This window comes from Streptomyces sp. NBC_01669, from assembly GCF_026339735.1.
Taxonomy (GTDB): Bacteria; Actinomycetota; Actinomycetes; order Streptomycetales; family Streptomycetaceae; genus Streptomyces; species Streptomyces yanii.
The window spans coordinates 1-24,316 of sequence record NZ_JAPEQG010000004.1 but is presented as its reverse complement, the minus strand read 5'-3'; the positions used below and the strand labels follow the sequence as shown (position 1 = coordinate 24,316).

At 66.3% G+C, this 24,316-nt stretch carries 18 protein-coding genes and 2 pseudogenes; 9 read left to right on the top strand and 11 right to left on the bottom strand.

The features are described 5' to 3' along the window. Positions 1–101: 101 nt before the first annotated feature. The 3 genes from OG972_RS49055 to OG972_RS49045 form a co-directional block, all read right to left on the bottom strand. Positions 102–263, bottom strand: a complete 162-nt coding sequence (locus OG972_RS49055) for a hypothetical protein (RefSeq protein ID WP_266993757.1) — start codon at positions 261–263, stop codon at positions 102–104. A gap of 74 nt (positions 264–337) precedes the next feature. Beyond that, entirely contained in the window at positions 338–1,213 is an 876-nt protein-coding gene (locus OG972_RS49050) for an IS3 family transposase (RefSeq protein ID WP_266993755.1), read from the bottom strand. Positions 1,214–1,250: 37 nt separating this feature from the next. Then, positions 1,251–1,559 (bottom strand): transposase, encoded by a 309-nt coding sequence (locus OG972_RS49045; protein ID WP_266366366.1) that lies wholly within the window; start codon positions 1,557–1,559, stop codon positions 1,251–1,253. Between the two features lie 447 nt (positions 1,560–2,006). Between OG972_RS49045 and OG972_RS49040 the strand changes: the two genes are divergently transcribed. From OG972_RS49040 to OG972_RS49030, 3 genes and pseudogenes are all read left to right on the top strand, one after another. Continuing rightward, positions 2,007–2,519, top strand: coding sequence for an SMI1/KNR4 family protein (locus OG972_RS49040; protein ID WP_266993753.1), 513 nt, complete (start codon positions 2,007–2,009; stop codon positions 2,517–2,519). Positions 2,520–2,589: 70 nt separating this feature from the next. Beyond that, the gene (gene lepB / locus OG972_RS49035; RefSeq protein ID WP_266993751.1) at positions 2,590–3,198 is read left to right on the top strand and encodes a signal peptidase I; all 609 of its coding nucleotides are present in this window, start codon (positions 2,590–2,592) and stop codon (positions 3,196–3,198) included. A 1,004-nt stretch (positions 3,199–4,202) separates the two neighbouring features. Continuing rightward, positions 4,203–5,162: pseudogene (locus tag OG972_RS49030) on the top strand (RHS repeat-associated core domain-containing protein); the annotation flags it as partial. 124 nt (positions 5,163–5,286) lie between these two features. Here the strand turns inward: OG972_RS49030 and OG972_RS49025 are convergent. Then, positions 5,287–6,216: a transposase gene (locus OG972_RS49025; RefSeq protein WP_266993749.1), complete on the bottom strand. Its 930-nt coding sequence runs from the start codon at positions 6,214–6,216 to the stop codon at positions 5,287–5,289. Between the two features lie 187 nt (positions 6,217–6,403). Between OG972_RS49025 and OG972_RS49020 the strand changes: the two genes are divergently transcribed. Next, entirely contained in the window at positions 6,404–6,937 is a 534-nt protein-coding gene (locus OG972_RS49020; RefSeq protein ID WP_266993747.1) for a hypothetical protein, read from the top strand. A 38-nt stretch (positions 6,938–6,975) separates the two neighbouring features. Continuing rightward, positions 6,976–7,467, top strand: coding sequence for a hypothetical protein (locus OG972_RS49015; protein ID WP_266993745.1), 492 nt, complete (start codon positions 6,976–6,978; stop codon positions 7,465–7,467). A 345-nt stretch (positions 7,468–7,812) separates the two neighbouring features. On the opposite strand, the gene OG972_RS49010 is transcribed toward OG972_RS49015, so the two are convergent. Together OG972_RS49010 and OG972_RS49005 are read right to left on the bottom strand one after the other, a co-directional pair. Continuing rightward, positions 7,813–9,858 carry an alkaline phosphatase family protein gene (locus OG972_RS49010; protein ID WP_266993743.1) on the bottom strand — a complete coding sequence of 682 codons (2,046 nt, stop codon included), beginning with the start codon at positions 9,856–9,858 and terminating at the stop codon, positions 7,813–7,815. A 132-nt stretch (positions 9,859–9,990) separates the two neighbouring features. Next, positions 9,991–10,941, bottom strand: coding sequence for an endonuclease/exonuclease/phosphatase family protein (locus OG972_RS49005; RefSeq protein WP_266993741.1), 951 nt, complete (start codon positions 10,939–10,941; stop codon positions 9,991–9,993). A gap of 1,000 nt (positions 10,942–11,941) precedes the next feature. On the opposite strand from OG972_RS49005, the gene OG972_RS49000 reads away from it, so the two are divergent. Beyond that, positions 11,942–12,726, top strand: a protein-coding gene (locus OG972_RS49000; protein ID WP_266993739.1) for an IS5 family transposase whose coding sequence is annotated in 2 segments (ribosomal slippage) — positions 11,942–12,248 and positions 12,248–12,726 — 786 coding nt in all. Because the reading frame shifts where the segments join, the coding sequence is not laid out codon by codon here. On the opposite strand, the gene OG972_RS48995 is transcribed toward OG972_RS49000, so the two are convergent. Next, positions 12,723–14,288: an oxidoreductase gene (locus tag OG972_RS48995; protein ID WP_266993737.1), complete on the bottom strand. Its 1,566-nt coding sequence runs from the start codon at positions 14,286–14,288 to the stop codon at positions 12,723–12,725. The genes OG972_RS49000 and OG972_RS48995 overlap by 4 nt on opposite strands. A 236-nt stretch (positions 14,289–14,524) precedes the next feature. On the opposite strand from OG972_RS48995, the gene OG972_RS48990 reads away from it, so the two are divergent. After that, a complete protein-coding gene (locus tag OG972_RS48990; protein ID WP_266993735.1) occupies positions 14,525–18,907 on the top strand; it encodes a S8 family serine peptidase in 4,383 nt (1,460 codons plus the stop codon). 62 nt (positions 18,908–18,969) lie between these two features. On the opposite strand, the gene OG972_RS48985 is transcribed toward OG972_RS48990, so the two are convergent. Together OG972_RS48985 and OG972_RS48980 are read right to left on the bottom strand one after the other, a co-directional pair. Further along, positions 18,970–19,980, bottom strand: coding sequence for a helix-turn-helix transcriptional regulator (locus tag OG972_RS48985; protein ID WP_266993733.1), 1,011 nt, complete (start codon positions 19,978–19,980; stop codon positions 18,970–18,972). Positions 19,981–20,201: 221 nt separating this feature from the next. Then, positions 20,202–20,353: pseudogene (locus OG972_RS48980) on the bottom strand (DDE-type integrase/transposase/recombinase); the annotation flags it as partial. 113 nt (positions 20,354–20,466) lie between these two features. Here OG972_RS48980 and OG972_RS49495 point away from each other — a divergent pair. Beyond that, entirely contained in the window at positions 20,467–20,709 is a 243-nt protein-coding gene (locus OG972_RS49495) for a transposase domain-containing protein (RefSeq protein WP_323136014.1), read from the top strand. Positions 20,710–21,361: 652 nt separating this feature from the next. Here OG972_RS49495 and OG972_RS48970 read toward each other — a convergent pair. Further along, positions 21,362–22,339: a hypothetical protein gene (locus OG972_RS48970; RefSeq protein WP_266993731.1), complete on the bottom strand. Its 978-nt coding sequence runs from the start codon at positions 22,337–22,339 to the stop codon at positions 21,362–21,364. Here OG972_RS48970 and OG972_RS48965 point away from each other — a divergent pair. Further along, the gene (locus OG972_RS48965) at positions 22,307–23,233 is read left to right on the top strand and encodes a replication-relaxation family protein (protein WP_266993729.1); all 927 of its coding nucleotides are present in this window, start codon (positions 22,307–22,309) and stop codon (positions 23,231–23,233) included. The genes OG972_RS48970 and OG972_RS48965 overlap by 33 nt on opposite strands. Before the next feature lie 210 nt (positions 23,234–23,443). Here OG972_RS48965 and OG972_RS48960 read toward each other — a convergent pair whose 3' ends face one another. Continuing rightward, positions 23,444–23,968, bottom strand: coding sequence for a DUF2231 domain-containing protein (locus OG972_RS48960; protein WP_266993727.1), 525 nt, complete (start codon positions 23,966–23,968; stop codon positions 23,444–23,446). Between the last annotated feature and the right edge of the window lie 348 nt (positions 23,969–24,316).

Genomic DNA, 24,316 nt, shown 5'->3' with positions numbered 1-24,316 from the left:
AACGGAGGGGCCGGTGACACGGCAGGTCGATAGAGGGGCCGGGGCGGGGAGAGGGCTGTCTGGTCTTCTGGTGGGTGGGCCCGGTGGCTACCGGTGGGGGCTCAGCGGCTTGGCTGCCGTGTGCGCGGGGTGTCGGCCCGGCGGGCCAGGTTCACTCCACAGGCGTCGGCGTGGGTGGTGAGTTCGTTACCGCCGCGCATAGTGATCATGGGGAACAGTGCTGCGCTGACGGGGCGGGCACTGAGTTGGTGGTGGGCTGCCACGGCCAGGAGCAGAGGCCGGGCCCAGCCGGGTACGGGGTGGATCTGAGGTTCCCCCGGCCTGCGGGAGATACTGATCAGCTGGTCAGGAGGGGTTGACGGGGTTTCAGGTTCGTTCGTTCGGCCGTTGCCTGGTCGGCGTAGTACTTCTCCTCGAACTCGATCGGACTGAGGTAGCCGAGCCGCTTCTGGATGCGCCGGGAGTTATAGAACCCATCGATGTACTCGAACAGCGCCAGGTTCGCCTCGGCCCGGGTGGCGAAGACGCGGCCGCGGATGCACTCCGTCTTGGTGATCATCCACAGGTTCTCCGCGAGGGCGTTATCGTACGAGTCCCCGACCGAGCCCATGGACGCCTGAACCCCCGCTCGTAGTAGGCGAGTTGTGAGCTTGATCGACGTATATTGACAGCCGTGATCCGCGTGATGAATGAGCTGTCCGGGCTCGACCTCGCGGGAAGCGAGGGCGTACTCGAGCGTGGACAGCACCAGGTCGGCGTCCGCGCGGGCGGAGGTCTCCCAGGCCACCACCCGGCGGGAGAACGCGTCCCGGATCGCGGACAGCCACAGGGGCCCCTCGCTGGTGGGGATCATCGTGAGGTCGGTGACCCACAGCCGGTTCGGCGCGGGCGCCGTGAAGTCGCGCTCGACCAGGTCCGGGGCGAGCGTGGCCCCCGGATCACGGCGCGTGAAACCCTTGCGTCGCGGGCTGATGCCCGCGATGTCGGCCTCGCGCATCAGGCGCTCGATCCGTTTGCGGCCCACGTGCACGCCTTCGCGCTTGAGGGTCGCATGGACGCGCGGCGAGCCGTAGATCCCGCCGGAATCGGTGTGGATCTGCTTGATCTGTTCGGTCAGCTCGGCGTCCCGGCGCACGCGTTCGCACGGCTCGCGCTCCGCGCGGCGCCAGCGGTAGTAGGTGGAGGAGGCGATTGCAGTTCCCGAAGTACGCACTCGACTCCCAGGTCTCGATGCTCGGTAAGGAGCTCGATCACCTGGGCCGGGTCGGGTCGAGTTGCGCCGCGAAAAACGCCGAGGCCGTCCGCAGAACCTCGTTCGCCCGCTTGAGCTGGGCGTTTTCCTTGCGCAGCGCCGCGAGTTCCGCTCGCTCGTCGGTGGTCAGCCGGTCGTCGCGCTCGCCGGCGTCCGCCTCGGCCTGCCGGATCCAGCCGCGCAGGGCCTCGGGATGGACACCGAGGTCGATGGCGAGCTTCTTGATCTGCGGCTTGGGGTCCGCGGTGCGATACATACGCACTGCGCGGTCACGCAACTCGAGCGAGTATTTCCTGGGGGCAGCCATGGTCGATGTTCCTCTCATGAGTCCCATCTGACCCGCTGTCACTTCTTTCCGCATCTCGGGGGAACCTCAGCCCGGCCTGTGAGGACTGCTGTTGGGGAACCCTCAACCAGCGGCGATACCGCACTTCCAGATCTGCACAGACAGCACGTCATGTTGATGCCGAACATCAAATGCGGAGGAGAACAAGGTTGCCGAGATGGTGCAGAAGGGGCAGACGGTGTACTACGAGGTCACCGCTCTTACAGCGGCGAAAATGCCGTTCCCGATTATCTGACCATCAATTGGCTGAACCTGGATACTGGGGAAATTCCAGCCGACCCCATTACGATCTGGAACACCCCGTCTGGTCTCGAGCCGTGACCCGGTGTAGCTAGTAGGTTGTCATAGGGTGCGGGCAAATTTCACTTGCGAGATTTGCCCGCACCCTTCCTCTTGGAAGGTTTCTCTATGTGGGTGCAGCGCCTAGTCGAGTTCACTGGCTGGGAGTCGTCGGTTCACTCCGTCGATTGGGCGAGGGTCGAGGGGGAGTTGCAGGCCCCTCTGCCGGCGGACTTCAAAGAGCTGTGTGAAGTTTTCGGTGGAGGTACGTTCTGTGACTCCGTATCCTTTCTCGGGGACACGGAGGGGTTCTCATTCGACTTTCTCGGACGATGGCGGGTGACTATGCCGGTAGAAGGAGCCGGTGGCTCGTACCCGGTATATACGCCGGGCGGCATTGGTGTTGTCACGTGGGCATCGACGGAATGGGCCGATGAATACTGCTGGCTTATTGACGCGCGGCGACCCGGTGAATATCCCATTCTTGCGCGAGATGACGGCGGCGAGTGGTGCAAGTTCGAAATGTCGACGTCCGAATTCCTCTACCGGGTTCTTTCGGATGAGAATTTCAAACCTTTCGGGATCGCGCAGTACGGCCTTGATCCGACATTCCTGCCGGCCCGCTCGGTCGAAGGGACGTGAGCTGATGCGACAGCAAAGCGTGGGTCGCGGACTGAGAGTCGCCGGCTGGATACTTGTACCGCTGGGACTGGTGCTGCTGTTGCTGGGAGGGATGGGGTACAGCGGCGGCGCGGCCCATGAGCAGATCACCGTCTCAGGCGATGCGATGCAGCCCACCTATCGTCCGGGCGAGCGGTTGGTCATCGAGCACATCGACCAGGACAAAATACGCCGAGGCGACGTCGTCCTCGTCAGCGTGCCAGGCCGGTACGGGGGTGCACCGGCCCTGCAGCGGGTGATCGGCCTGGGCGGAGACCGCGTGGAGTCCACCGACGGTACGCGGGTCGCCGTGAATGGCAAGCAGATCGACGAACCGTACGTAAGGCGCGACACGTTCGGCCCGGCGGGAGTGCAATATGACGTGACCGTCCCGGAAGGACGGCTGTTCCTGCTCGGCGACCACCGGGCTAGCGCAAACGACTCGCGCTACTTCCTCAGCGAACAGTCGGGCAGCGTTGCGGCCTCCGACGTGCGCGGCCGTGTCCAGGCCGATCGGGCCGTGCCGCTGGTGCTGCCGGCACTGCGGGTCTTCGGAGCCCTGCTGACGCTGGTCGGGATCGGGTTGGGAATCTGGGGGTACGTGACCAGGCAGCGTTCCCGAAACACGGGCGCGGTGGTAACGGCATGGCCTGTGGCTTAGCCTCGATCTTTCGCGCGCCCAGCAGACTGGAGGTCTTGATGTTGTAAGTGACCTTTGGGTGAAGGAGTTCGCCGACGAACACAAGGAGTGGCTGCGAGTGGCACCGGCACTCTGCAATCGTTCTAGGGTAAGAGGACGGATGAAATGAGCGTTCCGTCGCGATATGCGGTTCGACTGACGATTGGGAGTTTCATGTTCGGACTCCTTGCCGTCGTCTCGGGATGTGGAACCCTGCATGCAGGAAATGCTGGATCTTCCACATCCGCTTCCGACCCGAGGATGTACGCCGGGTGTGCTTCTGGGCGGAGCCTGGAAGAGGTGAAGAAGGTTTACGGTCTCGTGATTCCAGCAGGGGTCCAGGGACTACGATTCTGCGAGCAGAAGCATTGGTCCGGAGCGTCCGGAGAAATGCGGTTCGATTCATCCAGGGAAGTCATGGATAAGTTCCTTTCCGAATCCAGTAAGTCGACGGTAGAACTGACGAAAATCACTTCTCCCCAACTGGATGGAAAGTGGCAATCCATCGCCGAAGGCACACCGATAGAGAGCGGCAGCTACGTGAATAGGGTGGATGGTTGCGACAACGACATAACCGTCGACGTGGTGTCCCTGTCAGGGGATAGCGTACGAACGTACGTCGACATGGTCTGCGCATCGTAAGCTGCAAGGCTTACGAAAGCTGGCCCTTCGGTCAGGGGGAGCGAGTCCTTTATCGCTCCCCCTGACCGAAGGGCCCCGGCGTGTATCCCGATAGTCCGAGTTCGTCGTGATCGGTGACAGCGGGGGTTTTGGACGCAAGAGAACACGGCCCCTTGCGGATCATGGAGGTGTCTAGACTTCACGATCTGTAAGGGTGCCGTGTTCGTTCCTCCATCATCCCCCATACCCTCTCCCTCCTGGATCCCCGCCCCGCCGACTCGCGTGGATACCCGCGATGCCGCGCAAGTGCGCTCGCTGGTCGCCGAGTTGGCGGCAGTGCCCGACCCTCGTGCCCGCAAGGGCAGCAGGACGTGGCGAAGAAGATGAACGCCGACGACCACGCCGCGTATCTGTCGTCGACGACGGACTACACCTACGACCCCGTCGAGCGGCTCGCCAAGTCGGTCAAGACCGGCACGGGCGCCGGCACGGAAACCTACGTCCATGACGACAACGCCAACGTCATCAGCCAGACCGTCAAGGGCACGTCCACGACCTACAACTACGACCGCAACCGCCTCCTGACGGCCACCACCGGCGGTACGACGGCGAACTACAACTACGACCCGTTCGGCCGCCAGGAGTCGGTCACCTCGGGCGGCAAGGTCATCGAGCGGAGCGTGTACGACGGCTTCGACCACACCGTGGAGTCCCAGAAGGCGGATGACACGGGCGTACTGAAGTCGACGAAGTACACCTTCGACCCGCTCGACCGCACCGCATCGAAGACGACGGACGGCAAGACGACGGACTTCGAGTACCTGGGCCTCTCCAATGAGGTACTGGACGAGAAGGTCTCCGGCGAGTTGACCAAGTCGTTCCAGTACAGCCCGTGGGGCGAGCGCCTGTCGCAGAGCAAGCACAACGCCGACGGCTCGACCGAGGACGGCTACTACGGCTACAACAGCCACACCGACGTGGAGACCCTGACCGACAAGAACGGCGACACCAAGGCCACCTACGGATACACCGCCTACGGCAAGGACGACGACTCGCAGTTCACCGGCATCGACAAGCCCGAGGCCGGCCAGCCGGACAAGGAGGAGTACAACCCGTACCGCTTCAACGCCAAGCGCTGGGACGCCCAGTCCGGTACGTACGACATGGGCTTCCGCGACTACACCCCGGGCCTCAACCGCTTCACCACTCGGGATATGTATACCGGCGCCCTCGCCGACATGAACCTTGGCAACGACCCCATGACCGGCAACCGGTACGCCTTCACGGGCGGCAACCCCATCAGCAGGGTCGAACTGGACGGACACCGTCCCGACTACTGTGACGATCCGGGTGTGGGCTGCCGTATGACGTCGACCGGCTGGGAGGTTAACGGTGTCGTGCGCGACTGAGGTTGGGGCGTGTTGGCCTGAGGGGTTGGCTGATGGGTGATTACCGCTCTGCGGTGCGGTCGGAGACGAGGCCGGCGATGGCCAGATGGGTCTCGGTGTAGTACTCACGGCGGCCGAGGTACCGCTGGAGGGGCCTCCACTGCTTGTGCTCGGCGTTGGCGTGCTCGACGCATATCCGCTCCGAGGATTGCTTCTTGCGGGCCTCCTCCCAGGCGGTGATCTCCTCGGCCGACGCGTCCTTGGCGGGCTTCTTCGGCGGGGCGTGGACCTGGCCGGGAAACCGTTTGGCCAGGCCCCGGTATCCGGCATCAACCTTGGCCTTGACCTGCGGGTACTGCTCGAGGAGGGCCTCGATCCCCTCGGTCTTGACCGCCGTCTGATCATGCATACGGCCGGGCCGGATGGCGCCGGTCCACAGAGTGCGGCCCTGTCCGTCGGTGATGACGGTGGCCTTTTTGGTGTTCTGCCGCATCTTGCCGGACACGAACGCACGCCGGCCGGGGCGGCCCGCCTTCGGACGCCGGACCCGTACCTCGGTGCCGTCCAGGCGCAGCTCAACACCCTTCGCGGTGGCGTAGGCGAAGACATCGGTCAGCGTGTGCAGACGCAGTCCCGCCTCGCCGGGGACCGCGAAGCCCCGCGCCGCCAGCAGAGGACGGATCTCATGGACGGCCCGCGTGACGGTGGAGCGGTCCACGCCGTAGAAGACGGCGAGAGCGGCGTGCGGAAGCTGGAAGCGCAGGATCACCAGGGTCGCGATCACTCGGTCGGTGAAGACCAGTTGATGGCTGGGTCCGCCGCCCTCGGCGCGCAGACGCTCATGGCCTCGGCGTTCGCCCAGCCGGGACTCTTCCCGCGCCATCCACGGTCCGGTCAACTCGGCGATGAGCGCCCCGAGTCGACGCCTCGAGATGCCCGTGCAGATACGATGCGAGAGAGCCGTACGGGCCAAGGATCGCTTCACAACCATCCCAACCCGTACGGCTCTCCTCACGTTCCCGACCAGCCGAAACCGCTGTCGTACACCACGCCGTAAGTCCTCGCCGATCCCGAAGGGCGACAAAGCTGGCTCTTCGCCGAACACTCCGCACGACGTCGCGCCGTTCGACTCCAAGTCCAGCTGGAAGGACTGGTTCAACTACGGGCTTACCCAGACAATGAGCCTGTACAACAGCATCACCGAGGGAGCGTGCTGGGCCGGTCTGCAGTTGTCGTGCGACCTCTGGAATCGCTACCGGGAGCAGAGCGGCGACACCTACACGCTGCAGAGCAAGACGGTGGACAACCTTCTTGAGGACGAGGGCCTGAGCCGCGGCCTCAAGAAGGAGCTGGAGCGCTGGGAGTCGTACGCGACAAGCCAGTGCGCAGGCGGCGGTACGTGTTCGTTCTCCGGTGACAGTGGGTGGCTGAAGACGAAGTTTCAGCGTCTTGACGCCAAGAACGCCATCGGCAGTGTGAAGTTCCGGGTCACCGGTTCCGTCACCATGGGTGCCGGAGGCGAAGCGCGGACGCGGTACCAGGTGGACCTCTTCAAGAACTGGAACTTCGACCGGGGGAAGACCGCGCCTGTCCCGTTCCTGACGGACGCGACGGGCAAGGAGATCGACCTCGGGCAGTTCGTCGACCTGCATGAGCATGGATGGGCACAGGAATATGACATGGTCGGAACCAGTACCATGCACTACTTCTAGCTGCGGGGGAGGACATGGGTAGTCGCAGAGGGCGAGGAATGACCGTAGTAACGATACTGCTGCTGGGCCTGCTCGCGATGTCGGGTATCGCGTACGCGATGTTCGAGGCAGTGACTGTGACCAGCGCACAAGCAGCCGATGACTCACGGATGTTCACCAGGTGTGCGCGGGGCAAGTCCCTGAAGGACACCCTGAACACCTACCGGCTGGTCCTTCCCGCGCGGGCCGAGAATGTGAAGTTCTGCGATCAGGACGACTGGTCGGGTTCTGCCGGAGAGATGCAGTTCGAGATCGACAGGGCCGACCTGGCGCCGTTCCTCGAGTCCTCCAGCGGGGGCGAAGTGGAACTGGTTCCGATCGAATCCTCCGGCGACAAGGGGCGGTGGCAGACCATCCCCAAGGGCGTCACGGTCGATTCGGGACGGTACAACATCACAACCGCGACCTGCGACAGCACCGTCTATGTGGATGTGCAGACGGCGCGGGGCAACATGGTACGTGTGTACCTCGAGATGGTGTGTATGTCGTGACACCGCCCTTGAAGGCCCGTCGCCGCACCTGGTTGGTTTGACCGGACCGCGAGCAGGTTGAGCAGCCGCTCGGCTGGGGAACCCCCCAGCCGAGCGGCTTGCGTGGCCGGCCGCTGGTGCGTTCGTCAGGCCGCACCAACCCGGTTTCTGGGACTCCCCGCGGTGGACCACGTGCCAGCGCAGATGCTTGGATTCCTGGCATTCCCCCTCGTTGGCCTCGAATTTGGCAGGGGTGGAGCTGGGGTCCTCGTCTGTCCCGGACCCGGCGCAGCCGTCCTTGTGATGACCGCATGATCGTCGGAGGGGCCGCCCCGCCGCGTGCGGCGGGGCGGCCCCTCCGGGTGGTCAGTGCACTGCTCGGGTGACGTTCAGCTCGGCGGCCGTAGTGTACGGTCCGGCGTGAGAGGACGTGGCGACGAGCTTGAGGTAGCGGGCCGGCGTGCCGTTCAGAGTGACGGTCTGCTCGGCCGTGGTGTTCGCGAAGGTCCCGGTGGCGGCCTTGGTCCACGCGGTGCGGTCCGTGCTCACCCAGACCTCGTATCCGGCTATCCGGCCGTTGGCGCTGTTCTGGCGGGGCAGGTAATGCAGGCCGGTGGCCTCGAGCTCTTCACCGAGGTCGAGCACGATGTGGTGAGGCAGCGGGTCGGCTGCTCCCGACCAGCGGGTGTGCCAGAAGGTGGCCGGGTCACCGTCCAGGACATTCGTTGCGCGGCCGTCCTCTCCGACGGTCTCCTCGCTGTCGACCTCGACCACCCGCATCTGCTTTTGGGGGACTATCGCGGGGTGGAACGTGGTGCCGGTGCCCTTGTCGGTGGTCGTGGCGTTCTTGTAGGTGGCCTGTGCGGACAGTGTGTAGGCGCTGGGCTTTGCGTCCGCGGGGGCGGTGACCGCCCAGGTGGTCTTCACCGACTGGTCGGGCTTGACCGTGGTGAACGTGGTGGGCGAGGTGGCCTCGGCTGTCCAGCCGCTGGGCACGGTGAGGCTGACGGAGGCGTCCGAAAGCGCTGTCGGGCTGCTGTCGTTGGTGTAGGTGGTCGTCACGGTGACGGCGGAGCCGGGCTTGAAGACCGAGGGCGTGTCGACCGTGAGCGAGTGGTGCACCCCCATGAAGCCGGGCACCTCCCACCTTTGGTGGAGCTTGCCGTCGCAGTTCCGGAGTTCCGCGGGGGTTCCGTTGGCGATGTCGGAGCCGGGGACGGTCAGGCAGTGGTCGGATGCCGGGTTGAGCAGGGAACCGTTGGCCTTGGGCTGCCAGGTCTGCGCGGGGGTGCCGTCGCAGTCGGCGAGTCCGGTCCCGGTCCCGTTCGCGGTGGCCGTCAGGCACTTGTCGGACTGGCGGATCGTGCCGTCCGCGTGCCTGATCAACTGCTGGTTGGTGGCGGCTTCGCAGGGCCACAGGCCGAGCGCGCCCGCCTTGGCCGGGTCGGTCTGGTGGTTCTCCAGGCATCGCCCGGCCATGCCGCGCAGGCGCTCGGTCTTCGACGTGTCCCACACGTCGGTGATCGTGGAGATGTCCGCGTCGGCCGTGTGGTTGATGTGGTCCAGGCCGTACATGTCCAGCAGCGTGCGCAGCACGTTGTAGTGGTTGATCTTCTGGTCGTACTCGCCGGCCCTGGCCATCGGCCCGACCATGATCGTCGGGATGTGGTTGGCCGGGGTGAAGTCGTCCTCGTCCCAGGTCAGCACGAACAGGCTGTTGTGCGTCTTGGCCCACTGGATGTACGAGTCGAAGGTGTTCTTGACGAAGGCGTCACCCTGCGCGAGGGAGCCGTCGTGCATGCTCTGCTGGCCGTTGCCCACATAGAAGGAGACGGTGGGCAGCTTGGCGAACCCGTCCGGCGTGGTCGGGAACTCCTCCTGCCGCTTGTCCATCGGATTCAGGTTGCCCGGCACCCCCGGGATGTTCTTGTAGCGGAGCCACTGGGTGGGCAGGCCCTGGTTGGCGTAGTCCGCGAAGCTGTACCCGTGGGTGGTCAGCTGGTTGGGCAGATTGTCGGTGTCGACGGACTGCGGCTCCGGCCAGGCGCTGGACTTCACGATGTCCGAGGCGGACAGCAGCGCGTAGTAGTTGGGCAGGCTCGGGTGTGTGACACCGTACGAATTGGTGAACGACGCGCCCTGGGCCTCCAGGGACTTGATGTACGGCACCTGGTCCTCAGGCTTGGTTGACGGGTTCCGGAGGATGTCGTCGTAGCCCTTGTTCTCCATCATCACCATGACCACGTGGTCAGGCTTGGGAACCGCGGTGGATCCCACGACAACCGAAGACTTGGCGTCCGAAGACCCGGCGTCCGGGGTCGCCGCGGCCGCGGCGACCGTACCCGGAAGGGCGATACATGCCAGCAGGGCCGAGGCCATCAGGCCACGGATGCTTGGGCGCGGAATGCGCATGCTGGTGCTTCCTTGTTAGTGCGACTGGGGTTCGAGCGGTGTGACAATCTCGTCGTGACCGCGTGTCTAGAAGATCAGCTCGCCTGAGGCGTATCCGCTGCCTGCGTGCTGATCCAGGGCATCGCCGACTGCCTAGCTGGACAGGCTGCCGGTGGTCTGGCCGCTGTGCTTCCAGGTTGCTGCACCGCGCAGCAGCTTGTGGTCGGAGACCTTGGTGTCCATCGGCAGCACGTCGGCCTTGGGGTTGGCGAAGTACTTGGCGCTGAGGAAGACGTAGTCGATCTTGCCGCCGTCCTTGCTGTCCTGACCCGAGCGGCACTGAGACACCTCCGCCGAGAGGCAGGCGGGGGTGAAGTAGTCGCGGTCGGTCTCGTCGACCTCGATCATGGTTCCCTTGGCGCCGCCACCCAGGGCGGGCTCGTAGAAATACGAGGCCATGGTGCTGGCGGGCGGGGCGTTGAAGTCCCCGCCCAGCACCACCGGGATGCCCGCGTCTTCCCATGCCTTGGCCTGCGCGGCGAGCTCACGCGCCTCGGCGTCGCGCAGCGTCGGCGAGGCCGACCAGTACAGGTGGATCGAGCAGGACCAGGTGATCCGGCCCTGCAGCCGGGACTTGATGCAGGGGTTCTTGATCGGCTCCGACTCGCCGCCCTGGGTCAGGTCCAGGACGGTGGTCTCCAGCGCCGGCCCCTTGACGAAGACCGCCATTCCGTAGTCGCTGCCGTGGCAGATCGTCGGATAGCCCGACAGCGTCGCGGTGTACAGGCCGCTGAACCCCTTGGGAGCGAGCTTGGCCAGGATCGCGTCGTACTGCGAGCGGCACACCTCCGACAGGAAGATCTGGTCCGCGCCCCACACATCCGCCGACGTCTCGGCGACCACCTGGTCGATGCGGCGCTGGTTGTCGTAGTGGTTCGGGTTGCCGCACATGTTGCCGCAGATGTTGTAGCTGGTGAACCGCAACTGCGGCGCCGTCACCCGTGTCACGGTGTCGGCGCTCGCGGACGACGGCGCGATCAACACACCGGTCAGTGCGAGCACAGCGCAGCCTATCGCCGCGAGGAGGGATTTGATCGTTTTCAAGGTTTCTCCGCTGGGGGTGGGAAAGCCCTAGTCGTAGGGCTGGTGGCGCGTGCGCGCCCCGCGGAGCTTGTCCAGGAAGAGAGACCATGAAGCAAAATGTGCGTGAACATGTTTGATACAGTCGCTTTTAAGTCATGACTGCGCATCAGATCACGCATCAAGGCGCACTCATTGACCGCTGCACGACGGCTGCGCCGCCGGTGGGCCAGGTCCCGCTGTCACCGGGCGGTCGGCGAAGACCTGACAAGCAGCCGGCATGCCGCCAGCCGTTGGTCGTGGCCAGGAAGGCCCGTAAGGGGGTCTTCAAAGTTGAGCGGTGCGGAGGCGTCCGCGGGCCCGGGCGGACAGCAGGATCAGGTCCGGCAACGTCAGACGCGACAGATCCGTCACCTTCTCCTCGGCCAGTTCCCGACCCGCCTCCTGTCCTGCTGCACGAGCGGATGGGCGAGGAGAACAAGTCCGTGTGGATCGCGCCCAGCATGGGCCAGGAGCGGTTCGATCTCAGCGACGAGACCCGGCGCAAGGGGCTTCGGGGCGAAGGCCGGCGCGGCCTCGGCCACCTACCTGTTGTTGCACCTGACAGGGCTGAACTTGCAGGACTTCCTTCCTCAGTAGTACAGGAGCTGGGTGTAGGCGGCCGATGGTGGCCGTCTACACCCAGGTGTCTACATCGCCCAGTCGTATCCGAGTTCGGCGAGGGCGGCGAGCTGCTGCTCGGTGAGGCGGTCGCGGCGGCTCTTCTGGTTGCTCAGAAATACGCCGAGTCGTACGTGCGATCTCTCGCTTTCGTGTCAGTGAATGGTGTGACAGTGGCGGGTTCCTCGTGTGTTGCCGGGACATGCTGGTCAGTGAGTCATACGTCGGGCTCGCCGTACGTGCTGCCACTGTCATGAGATGAGAGATCGGGGGTGTCGGTACTGTCACCGGGCGGTATACGTGCAGGTCGCGTACTGACACGAAAACGAGAGATCGCACGAAGCCGTGGGATGTCGATGACGAGTTGTGGGCGGTGGTCGAGCCGCTGTTGCCGAAGTTGGAACGCCGGGCCCGTCATCCGGGGCGGAAGCGGCATTCGGACCGGCTGGTGTTCCAGGGGATCCTGTTCGTACTGCATACCGGGATCGCCTGGGAACTTCTGCCGCAGGAGCTCGGCTTCGGCTCTGGCATGACCTGCTGGCGCCGTCTGGCGGAGTGGACGGAGGTCGGGGTGTGGCCCCGACTGCACGAGGTTCTTCTCGCGAAGCTTCGGCGTGCGGACGCTTTGGACTTCTCCAGGGCGGCCGTCGACGGCTCCCACATCCGCGCGTTAAAGGGGGCTCCAAGACGGGACGAAGTCCCGTCGATCGGGGCAGAGCGGGCAGCAAGCACCACCTGATCACCGATGCCACCGGTATTCCGCTCGCCGTCACGCTGACTGGCGGAAACCGGAATGATGTCACGCAGCTGATCCCGTTGCTCCAGGCCGTGCCACCCGTGCGGGGCAAACGCGGCCGGCCCCGGCGACGCCCAGACGTAGTACTGGGCGACCGCGGCTACGACCACGACAAGTACCGCCGCATGGTGCGGGCCCTGGGTGTGAAGCCTCAGATCGCCCGACGAGGCACCGAACACGGCTCCGGCCTCGGTACCCAAAGGTGGGTCGTCGAGCGAGCCTTCGCCCACCTCCACTGGTTCCGCCGCCTGCGGATCCGGTGGGAGATCCGCGACGACATCCACGAAGCCTTCCTCACCCTCGGATGCGCACTCATCTGCTGGCGACGCCTCAACTCAGCTGGCGCCCGCTAATTCTTCTGCAGGACGCGGGTGACACCCGCGATGAGGGCGGTCGTCAACACCCAGCCGAAGGCGATCAGTAGGTAGGCCAGCCACTGGAGGCTGTCGTTCGACCAGTACCAAGCCGCGCGCTGACCCAGACCACCGATGGGGATCAAGAGGTCGAGTGTGTAGACAAAGGGCTGGAATGGGGCTCCTTCGCCTTGTTTGACTGGGTTGGGGGAGTGAGTGCCGAAGGACAGTGCGCCCAGCAAGGTCAGCGCGAGAAGCCAGACGCCGGCCAGCCAGGGGCGGTAGCCGTAGCCGACGGTCACGTCGAGGAGATGGCCCCATGCGCGGGCTGCCGGTGATAGGGCGCGGCGCCGGTGACGTTGCTTGGCGAGGAGGACGCGGCGGGCGTCGTCGTCGTGCCCTGCCTTGCGGTACCAGGCGGCCAACTGCTCGTACGGTTGTGGATTGTAGCCCGGGCTGCTGCGTATCCATGCCACGCGCCGGGCTACGGACTCCCGGTCGCCCACGGCCTCGTGGCGCTCATTGTTCGCGCCTGCCGTATTGATGGAGCCGTAGACAAAGCCGTTCAGCTCCACCTTCCTTGGCCAACTGTGCTCGTTCTCGTGGAGGTACGACACCTGGGCGCCCCGCAGGTCGAAGGTGCCGGACGGAGGTCGGGCGAGGGTAAGTTCGAGGTCGACGGCTTGGAGATGCGTGGCGATCAGGGCTGGAACGTTCCCGCCGTCGGTGGGCGGGCCATTCAGGACTGCTCTGTCGAAGGTCACGTTGTCTGTGACCTGGGTACCGCGCAGTCGTACAGTGCCGTTCACGGTGAATCCCTCGGAGAACTTGAGCGACGAGGCCCTGGCGTTGTCGAGGGTGAGGGCCACGCCGCGTGGGCCGGGCCCTTCCAGTCGGGCGCCCTGCATAGCCAGAGTGCCCGGCAACTGTGCCCCCATGAGCCGGACTTCTCCGTGCGCGACGAATCCGTTACGGCAGAAGACGCCCCCTTCCACGGCCAGGCCACCGGCCGATAGGGCCCATCCGTCGGGCGCGATCAGCTTGGCGCCGTTGAGGAGCAGTCCACCGTTCACCCGGGCGTCGGTGAGCGACAAGGCGGTGTTCACGCGATTGAAGGGTGTAGGGGCGCCTCCCTCCACCACGGCACGCCGCAGGGAGAAGTTGCCCTCGATGCGGGCCGAATCGGCCTCGATGCCGGGTATCCGACTGTCCGTGAACACGAGAGCCTGCGTCGACGCGCCGAGCAGATTCACCGCCTCCTCGAACCAGCACTCCTCCAGCCACAGGGCGTGATCGATCTGCGCGCCGGCCAGGTCGAGGCGTCCGGAGATACGTGCCCCAGTGAGCCTCAGACGCGCCACTGTGCCTGCTTGCCCGACGTTCGCGCCCAGCAACAATGCGGTGACCACCGCCGCGCGCACCGTCCGCTCGGATCCCCACCGTCCTCCGTCGGCGACCAGGTCCTCCTCCGGCGTACCCGTACGCAGGTCGACCCGCCGTCCCTCGGGGAATGCGTCCCACAGTTCCCGCTCGGGGGAAGTCAACTCGTCGTAGGAAAGCACTCATACAGAGTAGTGATCTTCCTGCGTGGGTCTGTACAGCGAACGGTGGGTCTGCGCCGAGTGTGGCGGCATTCCGCCATGGCCGACATCCGCCCCACTCGGTCCGTTGATCCTGCCCGGACCCAACTGCGAGATTGGCCAGGCGGCTCAGGTGTTCTCGTGTCTGCGGGCTTGGCCGCACGGTGATGTTTCACTCCTTGGTTAGGAGCACGATGGCGCGAGGAAGACGAACAGGTGTGATTGCCGCGGCGTCGGCCGTGTTGATCGCCGCGGCGCTGATTGCGCCTGCGGCCGCAGCCGCCGACCCGACCAGCCCGACTGGCTCCGAGAGTGCTGGCTCGAGCAAGGTCGAACCCGCTGATCCCGACGGGCCACAGGGGCCGGGTCGGTCGCCCGTTGCTGGGCTCGACGACCGGGCCGGGCGCGACAACCCGGATTCGATCTACAGGGCGGGGAAGACCGACGGGTTCCAGCCGCTGACCGACGATTCGCTGTCGGATACTGCGGCCGAGAAGCTGGGCAACGCCGACACCAGGCTGCTGCAGCAGGCGCAGGCGTCGAAGAAGAAGTCTGTCACGGTGTTGATGCTGGCCCGGAAGGGCGCGACCGAGGACGTCGTTGCCGCGGTGGAGAAGGCCGGCGGGACCGTCGGGTCGGTGACCGGAAAGGTCGGCTACGTCCGGGCGACCGTCCCGACCGACAGCGTGACCACTTTGGCCGGCCTTCGGTCGGTCGCGGCGATCGACCTGAACCGGACGTACAAGATCCCGGGCCCGGATCTGGGCGCCGCGGGTGCGAGGACGGCGGCAACGAAGGCCGCGGGGCCGACCGCGCCCGGCGCGAACACGCCCGCCGACAACCCGTACCTACCGATCAACGAGACCGGCGCCGAGGCCTTCGTCAAGGACAACCCGGCCTGGGACGGGCGCGGCACGGTCGTCGGCGTGCTGGACACCGGCGTCGACGTCGAGCATCCCGCGCTACAGACGACCAGCGACGGCAAGCCCAAGATTGTCGATTGGGTAACCGAGACCGATCCGGTCACCGACCGCGACGGCAGCTGGGTGCGGATGTCCACCACCAAGACGGGTCCGACGTTCAGCTACCTGGGCAAGACCTGGACGATCCCGCAGGGCACGTTCCAATTCGGCGTGTTCTACGAGAGCGCGACGGCCGGGAGCGACTTCGAGGGCGACCTCAACCGGGACGGCGACACCCGGGACTTCTACGGGGTTCTGTACGACCCGACCACACACAGGATCTGGGTCGACGGCAACAACAACCAGGACCTCACCGACGAGACACCGATGGCCCCGTTCGCGGTCGACCGCCAGGTCGGCCACTTCGGGAGCGACGACCCCGCAACACCGCAGAACGAGCGCATACCGTTCGTCGTCGAGTACCGCGACAACGTCGATCTCTCCCCGCTCGGCGGCAGCAACGTCGGCAAGACCGCGAACTACGTGTCTATCGGGTTGCCGGTCGCCTCGCACGGCACCCATGTGGCGGGGATCACCGCCGGCACGTCGATGTTCGGCGGCCAGATGCACGGTGCCGCACCGGGCGCGCAGATCGTGTCCGCCCGCGCCTGCACTTGGGGCGGTGGCTGCACCCAGGCGGCACTGACCGAGGGCATGATCGACCTGGTCGCCAATCGCCATGTCGACGTCGTCAACCTGTCCATCGGTGGGCTTCCCGCATTGAACGACGGCTCCGACGTGATCGCCGCGCTCTACGACAAGCTGATAGGCCACTACGGCGTCCAGATCATCATCGCCGCCGGCAACGACGGCCTCGGCACCAACACCGTCAGCTCGCCGTCCGTGGCGGGCAAGGCCATTTCGGTCTCCGCGTCCGTCAGCTCCGACACCTGGTGGGCCGGCTACGGGTCGAAGGTCGCCACCAAGCAGGGCATCTTCGGCTTCTCCTCCCGCGGCCCCGCTGAGAACGGGGCGCTGGCGCCGCAGGTGTCCGCGCCCGGCGCCGCCATCTCCTCGATCCCGATGTGGCTGTCCGGTGAAGCCGTCCCCGAGGCCGGGTATTCGCTGCCGGCCGGGTACGGCATGGCCAACGGCACCTCCATGGCGGCCCCGCAGGTCACCGGAGCGGCGGCGCTGCTGCTGTCGGCCGCCAAGGCCAGTTCGCTGACGGTCAGCTCGGCGGCGCTGAAGACCGCCCTGACCGGCACCGCCGACCCGATCCCCGGCGTCCCAACCGTCGCGCAGGGCGCCGGCATCATCGACACCGTCGCGGCCTGGAAGCAGCTCAGCGCCGGCATCAACACCAATGAGCTCACTGTGTCGGCTCCCGTTTGCAGTTCGCTGTCCGGCCTGCTCGCGACTCCGAACACCGGCGTCGGCATCTACAACCGTTGTCTGCCAACGGAAGGCGGCCAGGTGACCGGTGCGCAGAAGACCTACAAGGTCAGCGTCACCCGGACCAGCGGTGCCGCCGGGAACGTCGTGCACCGGATCGGTTGGATCGGCAACGACGGCACGTTCAGCGCCCGCACGGCAACGCCCCTGCAGCTCGGAAAAGCGGCCGATATCACGGTCACCGCGACCGCGACGACCTCCGGCGTGCACAGCGCGATCCTGACCATTGATGACCCGGCGACGGGCGGCATCGACCAGTTCGTCGCCGTCACCGTGCTGGCGACCAAGCCGCTGGCCAAACCCGACTACGCGGTCACCAGTTCCGGCACGCTCGGCCGAACCGGAACCACCTCGCTGCTGGTGCCCGTTCCCAAGGGCGTCGAAGCACTGCAGATGACCCTGGGCGGGCTCGCCGACGGCAGCCAGGTCCGCGCATTGCCCATCGACCCCGACGGCATGCCCGCAGACTCCAACGCCAGTTACCACTGCTACACCAACTACACCGACCCGGCGAACTGCAACGCCACCGCACGACCGGTGTACCGACCCAAACCCGGCATCTGGGAGTTCGTGATCGAGTCTCGCAGGACGTCTCCGGTCGAACAGAACCCGTACACAGCGACGGTTTCGCTGCAGGGCATGTCGTTCGATCCGGGGACCGTCACAGTCGACAAGGTGACGATGAACTCGCCGACGAAGGTCGGCTCGACGGGGACGAACACCTTTGGCCCCGCGATCGCCCACGTCGCAACTGGTGAGATCGGCGATGTCCGCAATTTGTTCTCGACGGTCTCGCAAGGCGAAATCACGTCCAACATGCTCTATGTTCCGCGTCAGACGACCCGGCTCGACGTGACGCTGACGCCCAGAGACGCTGCCGATCTGGACTTCTATGTGTATTTCAACGGCAGGCCGATAGGCCAGAGCACCACGACCGGGGACTCGCCCGAGCACATCGTCATCGATGATCCACAGCCGGGTACGTACTTCATCGTGGTCGCGGGAGTCGCCGTGCCCGGAGACAACGTCACGTTCGACTACCACCAAGAGATGTACTCGAAGGGCCTCGGCACGATCACGCCGAAATCCGACGGGAAGTACACGGTTGCCACGGGCCAGTCGATGCCGGTCGGCGGGGCAATGATCGTCAGCGCTCGGCAGTTGACCAAGGATCCCATGGTCGGCCGGGTCCGAGTGGCCAACGAGTACGGCACGATCATCGGGGCGGCGGACGTCACGATCGCCACTGTCGATGTCCCCAAACTCGATCTGGTCGCGTGGGCCCCGCCATTCGTCGGCGCGGCTCTCAATGAGAGCGGCGTAGTCGCGGGGGATCGCCAGTACAACTCCAGGATGACGCCGACCGTCTGGACGGCCGCCGACGGGTTCACCAACCTGGATCTTGCCGGGGGCAGGTACGGATCGGCTCTGGACCTGAATGACGGCCAGATCGCCGTCGGTATCGCGACGGACAGTGCATTGCATTATCTTCCCGCCCAATGGGCCAAGGATGGTTCGCTCACCGTGCTCGGCGTCCCGGATTGGCGGCCCTATTCCAGCGGCTATGCGACCGCCGTGAACAACAAGGGGGTGGTCACCGGATTCTCCGAAGCAGTCGTCAAGGAGTCCGACGGCAAGAACCACAGCTACAGTGACGGGTTCGTGCGGACGCCGGATGGGACGTTCAGCAAGCTGGCCCACCTGTCCTCGGATCTGACGGAAACCCAGCCGCGCGCCATCAATAATGCCGGAATGATCGTCGGTGCCTCGCGCACCGATGGCCATGTGCCGCACGCGGTCGTCTGGGATGCGACGTCAGGTGTTATTCAGGATCTCGGCACGCTTCCGGGACAGTATTCGGCCCAGGCGAACGATGTGAACGCCTCCGGGACTATCGCGGGGACCAGCGGTGACGACGCGTTCGTGTGGACCAAGGCCGGCGGAATGCAGCGCCTTGCCGACTACGGATACAACGCGACCGGCGAGAAAGTCACCGACGACGGGTGGATCCTCGGAACTGTCGAACTTTTCCCGGACGTCGCGGTGTCGGCGATGTGGGACCCGCAGGGACGGCTCTGGGATCTGTCCGGCATGGTGCCGCTCTCTGCCGGTGATCGATTCACGCCGACCTACAGCTTCGACATCAACGATCACCACCAGCTAATGGTCTACGGCGAGGGCGGCCCGAACGCCGCCTGGTCCAGCTCGGTGATGCTGAGGATCCCGGCAGGTCTGGGCAACTAGGCCCCGGCGCCACCTCGTCCCGTCGAGCCACCGCAGTCGGTGGCTCGACGGGACGAAGGCGTTCAAAGCCAGCCCCGGTCCCGCGCGTGCCAGCCAAGCAACACCCGGGAATCGGTGCCGGCCAGATCCATCAGCCTGCGAACCCTGCGCTGCATGGTCCGCAGGCTGATCCCCAGTCGGGCAGCGACCGCGGCATCGGTGTACCCAGCCAGCAACAGCATCAGGACCTCCCGGTCCGCCGGGTCGGCGAGATCCTTCGGCGATGCCAAGTTCGGATCGACCCTACGGCCGTGGGCCTCCCGCAGTTGCATGGCCGACCGCCACAGGCTCTCGAAGCTGAACACCAGACAGTCCAGCAGCCCCCCGGCGCGCACCACCGCGATCTCCGAGTGCGCGTGCCCACCCTCGTCGAGCTGCACGATCGCAATCGAATCGTCGACGATCAGCAGCTTCGCCGGTAACGACTGCACCATGCGGATCTCCTGTCCCCGATCCAGGGAGGCGACCAGGTCCTTCTCCGCGGCGGGCTCATCCAGCACGGTCCGTTCGATGATGATCCGCTCACGCAGACCACGGCCGGCGACCTCGCGTTCGGTGTCAGTTTCGGAGATCCCGAAAACCGCGAACGGTGGTTTCGCGAACATCCGGAACTGCTCCTTGGCGGACAGCAACAGGCCATTGAGCCAGCCGCCGATCTCGCTGCGACCCCGAACGATCTCGATGCCGTTCGACAGCTGCACCTCGCGCGCCCTCCGGTACTCCTCCGCGAGCTCGTCGAGTGCCGTTCGGGCGGCCCTGACCTGCTGCTCGCGCTGCGCGACCATCCCCTTGAGCGCCAGCGACGGCGACACCGCCGAGATTCCTCCGCCGTCGGCCATGTCAACCAGGCCCACCTGCCGCAACCCACCGATCGCCGTTTCGATGTCCTCGACCGAGATCCCCAGCAGGCCGGCGAGATCCGGCCCGAGCGCCGGTCCGCCGGAGACCAACGCCCGATAGACCCGCTCGGCCGTCGCGTCGACATCGACCCCGATGAGTGAGCTCAGCGGGGAGGGGCGACTGGGGTCGGGCATGGCGCGAACTATACGTCCGTTACCGAACTGCTGGGTGGGCATTGTCAACTTGTTGGTGTGCGGTTACTTGAGGGTGTGCGGGGGTGTGCTGGGCTTGGTTTCTGCCTCTGGTTCAGGCCTCGGTGGGCATGGCGGTAGTGCCGGTGATCTCGTTCCAGGTTCCGAAGCGGTGGCGCATCTCGGTGCGGTAGCCGGTGGCGGTGGGGCCGGAAGTGCGGTGAGATCTGGCTGAACGCGGACAGGAACCTCTGGGTTCTGCGACTGTGGGGAAGCCCTTCATCGCGCGTTCGCGCTGCCTCGTCGGCTGATGGGAGTTCTCCGCACGGTTGTTCAGGCCCTTGTGGGAACGGTGATCGACCGAGGACATCAACTCCAACACCGTTGCGTTTGAGTCTTGAGCGGCAGGTCAAGCCCTGGTGAATGACGCAACGGGACGTCCTGATAGATCAACTTGTTGCTGAGGCAAGGCGATCATCGGGAGTCCCGTTGCGGGAGAAGTCTGTCATCACGCGAACGATCGAGGTGGCCGGGGGTGTGTACGCGCCCGGCCACGTGGGCGAGCTGACGCAGGTCGTGGACTTCGCGCTGGTGGACGCGGTGCTGGAGGAGACCGGGACGCGGGAGCGCCGACTGCGGCTGCTGCCGTCGCGGGTGGTGGTCTACTTCGTCCTCGCAGTGCGCAACGAGGTTCTACGTGTTCGAGCGGGGGTGAAAGGCCCGTGCCGTTAGGCCGTCGCAGCGGCCTGATCGAAGCTGAGGGCAGTCTGACTCGGGGATCGCCGGGGAGGGCGGGAAGCAGCCCTGACAAAGCCGGGACGGACCGGCACTGCCAGACGGTCCGGGTTCGGCGAGCGAGGCCAAGAGGTGTAGCGGAAGCGAATCAGTGGTTGAAGCCCCGTAAGCGAAGTGCCGGCTCGAACCTGGCGGATCTGGGCCGGTCAGCAGTGCGTGACCGACGCCGTGGGGCGTCGGCCAACTCCGAAGCCGAGGAGCGAGGTCGGTGGGGAGGCCATGTCGAAGGTCTGCGGCGTAGGCATGGTGAGGCTGCCGGGGTAAAGCTGGACGTCTACTTGGCCGATCGAGGCGTAGGGAACGTTGGAACCATCCGCGGTCGCCCGCGTGATGATCTGAGGGTGTTTGGGAGTGGTGGATCGTCATCGTGTTGGGAGTGGAATGTCGGGGGTTTGAGCTGTGGGTCTTCCGTAGATGGGGCTCTCATATGTTGACGATTCCGGACTCTTGTTTTTGACGGAGTGTCATGTCGGTTTGGTGGAGACTGCAACGGAGGGGCCGGTGACACGGCAGGTCGATAGAGGGGCCGGGGCGGGGAGAGGGCTGTCTGGTCTTCTGGTGGGTGGGCCCGGTGGCTACCGGTGGGGGCTCAGCGGCTTGGCTGCCGTGTGCGCGGGGTGTCGGCCCGGCGGGCCAGGTTCACTCCACAGGCGTCGGCGTGGGTGGTGAGTTCGTTACCGCCGCGCATAGTGATCATGGGGAACAGTGCTGCGCTGACGGGGCGGGCACTGAGTTGGTGGTGGGCTGCCACGGCCAGGAGCAGAGGCCGGGCCCAGCCGGGTACGGGGTGGATCCGGCAGGCGTGGTGGGAGGTGCGGCCGTGGGTTTTCAGTACGCAGGCGTGTTCGTCGAGATCGACACCGCGGATCTGCGCGAGGCGGTCGATGTCCAGTCCGGTGATCACAGCAGCGGCCAGCGCTCCCGCGTACACCGGGTGCGCGACCCGGTGGAGCCGCGTGAACAGTTCCTCGGCCAGCGGGTGGCCGGGCTCCGCATCGGCCTCTTGCACGGGCACGGCCCCAGCGGCGGGTGTGTGGCCGGCGGGCAGCGCCGCATCGGCTCCCGCGCAGGGGGCGCGCCGGGCCCGGGTTACGACAACGCCTCGGTCAGGGGCCAGAACAGCGATCCGCGCGTCGCTTTCCCGCACCGCCCAAGCGGCCCGCTGCGGCACCCGGCGTGCCTGTGCCGATCCGGTGTCTCCTGCGGGTTCGGTCAGGATGCAGCGGGCCTGTTCGAGGTCCTCGATCACCTGGTGGGGGAGTCCTGCCAGCAGTGCGGTCAGCGCGTTTGTGGGTGGTGCGTGCCACACCATCGTCAATCGGATTCCGGTGCGTGTCTGCAGGCTGGATAGCTGCGCCCAGCGCCGGTGGGTGAGGCGGTCGGTGCGGGTGACGATCACGTGCTCGATCCGGTGGGCGAGGATCCAGGCGGCGGCCGCGTCCCAGGCCGGCTGGAGGGAGTCGGCCCACGTCCCGTACCCGTCACCGGGCAGGAGTCGTTTGCCCGCCGCACCACCCGCCCCGCCCCAGAGCGGGTGCTGCCGGTCCGGCCGAGGGGGCTCGGGCATCTGCGGGGCTGGGAGACCGAAGTCGCCCTCCCGGTCACGGGGACGTTCACGACCCCCGCGAGGGGCAGTCTGCGTGCGGATGCGGTGCTGACCGCGCCGGAGGACCAGGTGCCGGTGTTGTTCGTGGAGGTCGACAACCACACCGAACCCGCAGCGGTCGTGGCAGCGAAGATCGAGCGCTACGGCCGGTTCTTCGGCCGTCAGGTGAAGAGCGACCGGGGCCGTGATGTCCCGTTGTGGTCGACGTTGTGGGACGACTCCGGCAGAGGCGGCTTCCCGCCCGTTGCACTGGTCTTCACGAAGGATGTTGGCACACAGGCGCGGATGAACCGCATCAAGGCCGTCCGCGACCTGTCCCGCGCCTGCTGGCAGCCCCGCTGGCAGAACCCGCACGGCTGGTCCCCAAGGGACACCGAGGAAGACGGCTGGTGGGACCACGCCGGCACGGTCCCGGTCATCGCCACCCACCTCGACCAGCTCCGCACCCACGGCCCGCACGGTCCCGTCTGGTGGCGCTTCGGCCACAGCGACTGGCAGCCGATCACCGACGCCCTCACCAACACCGGCACCAAAGACGAGTACCGCGCCCGCGAAGAACAGCGCAGCCTGGAGCGCGAAGCCCAGGAAGAGCGCCGCCGCCAGGAACGCGAGGAGGAGCTGCGCCTCCGGGAGGCGGGAAAGTGGGAGTGCCCGTCCTGCGGTAGCCCCGTCTACCCCGGCGATGCCTGGGGCGAGCCAGTGGCCACAGGCGGCCCGTGCACGGTCTGCCGCAGGATCACGGACAGCCAGCAGCCGCCCACGACGGAACGGACGGTCACGGCCGCGGAGGCCGCCGAGACCAACGGGATCCTGGCCCGCCTGCGCCGCACTCGGCCACCCGCGCTTGAAAGGTAGGACAGGTACTTACGATCTGACACCGATGTTCCTCGGACCCCTACAGCCGCTTTCCTGGCCGTAGCGGCGCCGACGCTGGCCAGGGTTGCATCATCAGTCACAGCGCCTCGTGCAGTCACCCGCCTCACATGCGGGTGCGGCCCGGCCGGAGGGTTTCCGGGCGGGCCGCGGTGGGTTGGCTGGTCGGTGCGGGCCGGCCGGTTTCGTCGGTCAGTCTCCGTCGCTCGGCTTCGTGGCGGTCTTGGAGTATGCGTCGTGCCAGGCTGCCTTCGCGCCCGAGTCGCCGATCCGGTACACGTCGACGATCGCACCCGCGGCCACCACCACGGACAGGACGGCCGCGGCGACGTGGAGGACCGACCACGACCGCGCTCCCGACCGAGCCCCGGAAAGCTCCCGCGACTGCGGCGCACCCGTACGGCGGGAGATCCACCACACGCCGGCCGCCAGCACGAACAGGCCCAGCGCCCAGGGCAGCATTCCGTCGCCCAGCTCGGCGTGCCGCCGCACCAGCGGGTCGCTGTCCACGTGTCGCTCCAGCCACTCTCCGGCCTGGGTGGCCAGCGGTACGGTCGCCAGCGTGACCAGGGCGAGCAGCGGCAGTGCCAGTCCGAGCCGCCGGGCGGCCTGCGGCCACAGCGCGCATATCACGAGCATCAGCGCGCTGAGCGGGACCAGGACAACGACGGCATGGACCAGCAACACGTGCGCGGGCAGGCCGTTGATCAAACTCATCAGGCGCTCCTCCAGGGGCAGCTGTGGGTGGGACGCGAACCCGGATCGGGTGTTCGGGGGAGCCCTCGTGCGTCCGCGTGTTCGGGCGCGCCAGCCTGGCACAGGAACCTCTCAGGCTCTTCTGAACACCATCCCGCCAGCTCCGGCCCGTCCCGTCCCGCCCAGCTCGAAAGTGCCCCGCTGACAGGCTTTTCAGACGCCCTCCAACGGCACCCCAAGAGCCCCGCCCCGAGCCCGCGAAAGGCCGCCAGACGGCGATCTGCGGACGTAGCGCCGGCTCGCCGGTCGGTTTGACGTGTCCGGCTTCACTGCCCCGCTTGTCACTGGGCCCATTCCAGTCCGAGTTTG

What these genes read in the sequence shown, in the direction of transcription:
- OG972_RS48960 (WP_266993727.1), bottom strand. Translation starts at nt 23,968, where the DNA reads ATGAGTTTGATCAACGGCCTGCCCGCGCACGTGTTGCTGGTCCATGCC.
- OG972_RS49040 (WP_266993753.1), top strand. Translation starts at nt 2,007, where the DNA reads ATGTGGGTGCAGCGCCTAGTCGAGTTCACTGGCTGGGAGTCGTCGGTT.
- OG972_RS49010 (WP_266993743.1), bottom strand. Translation starts at nt 9,858, where the DNA reads ATGCGCATTCCGCGCCCAAGCATCCGTGGCCTGATGGCCTCGGCCCTG.
- OG972_RS49045 (WP_266366366.1), bottom strand. Translation starts at nt 1,559, where the DNA reads ATGGCTGCCCCCAGGAAATACTCGCTCGAGTTGCGTGACCGCGCAGTG.
- OG972_RS48985 (WP_266993733.1), bottom strand. Translation starts at nt 19,980, where the DNA reads ATGCCCGACCCCAGTCGCCCCTCCCCGCTGAGCTCACTCATCGGGGTC.
- OG972_RS49020 (WP_266993747.1), top strand. Translation starts at nt 6,404, where the DNA reads ATGAGCCTGTACAACAGCATCACCGAGGGAGCGTGCTGGGCCGGTCTG.
- OG972_RS49025 (WP_266993749.1), bottom strand. Translation starts at nt 6,216, where the DNA reads ATGGTTGTGAAGCGATCCTTGGCCCGTACGGCTCTCTCGCATCGTATC.
- OG972_RS49015 (WP_266993745.1), top strand. Translation starts at nt 6,976, where the DNA reads ATGACCGTAGTAACGATACTGCTGCTGGGCCTGCTCGCGATGTCGGGT.
- OG972_RS48970 (WP_266993731.1), bottom strand. Translation starts at nt 22,339, where the DNA reads ATGCCCGAGCCCCCTCGGCCGGACCGGCAGCACCCGCTCTGGGGCGGG.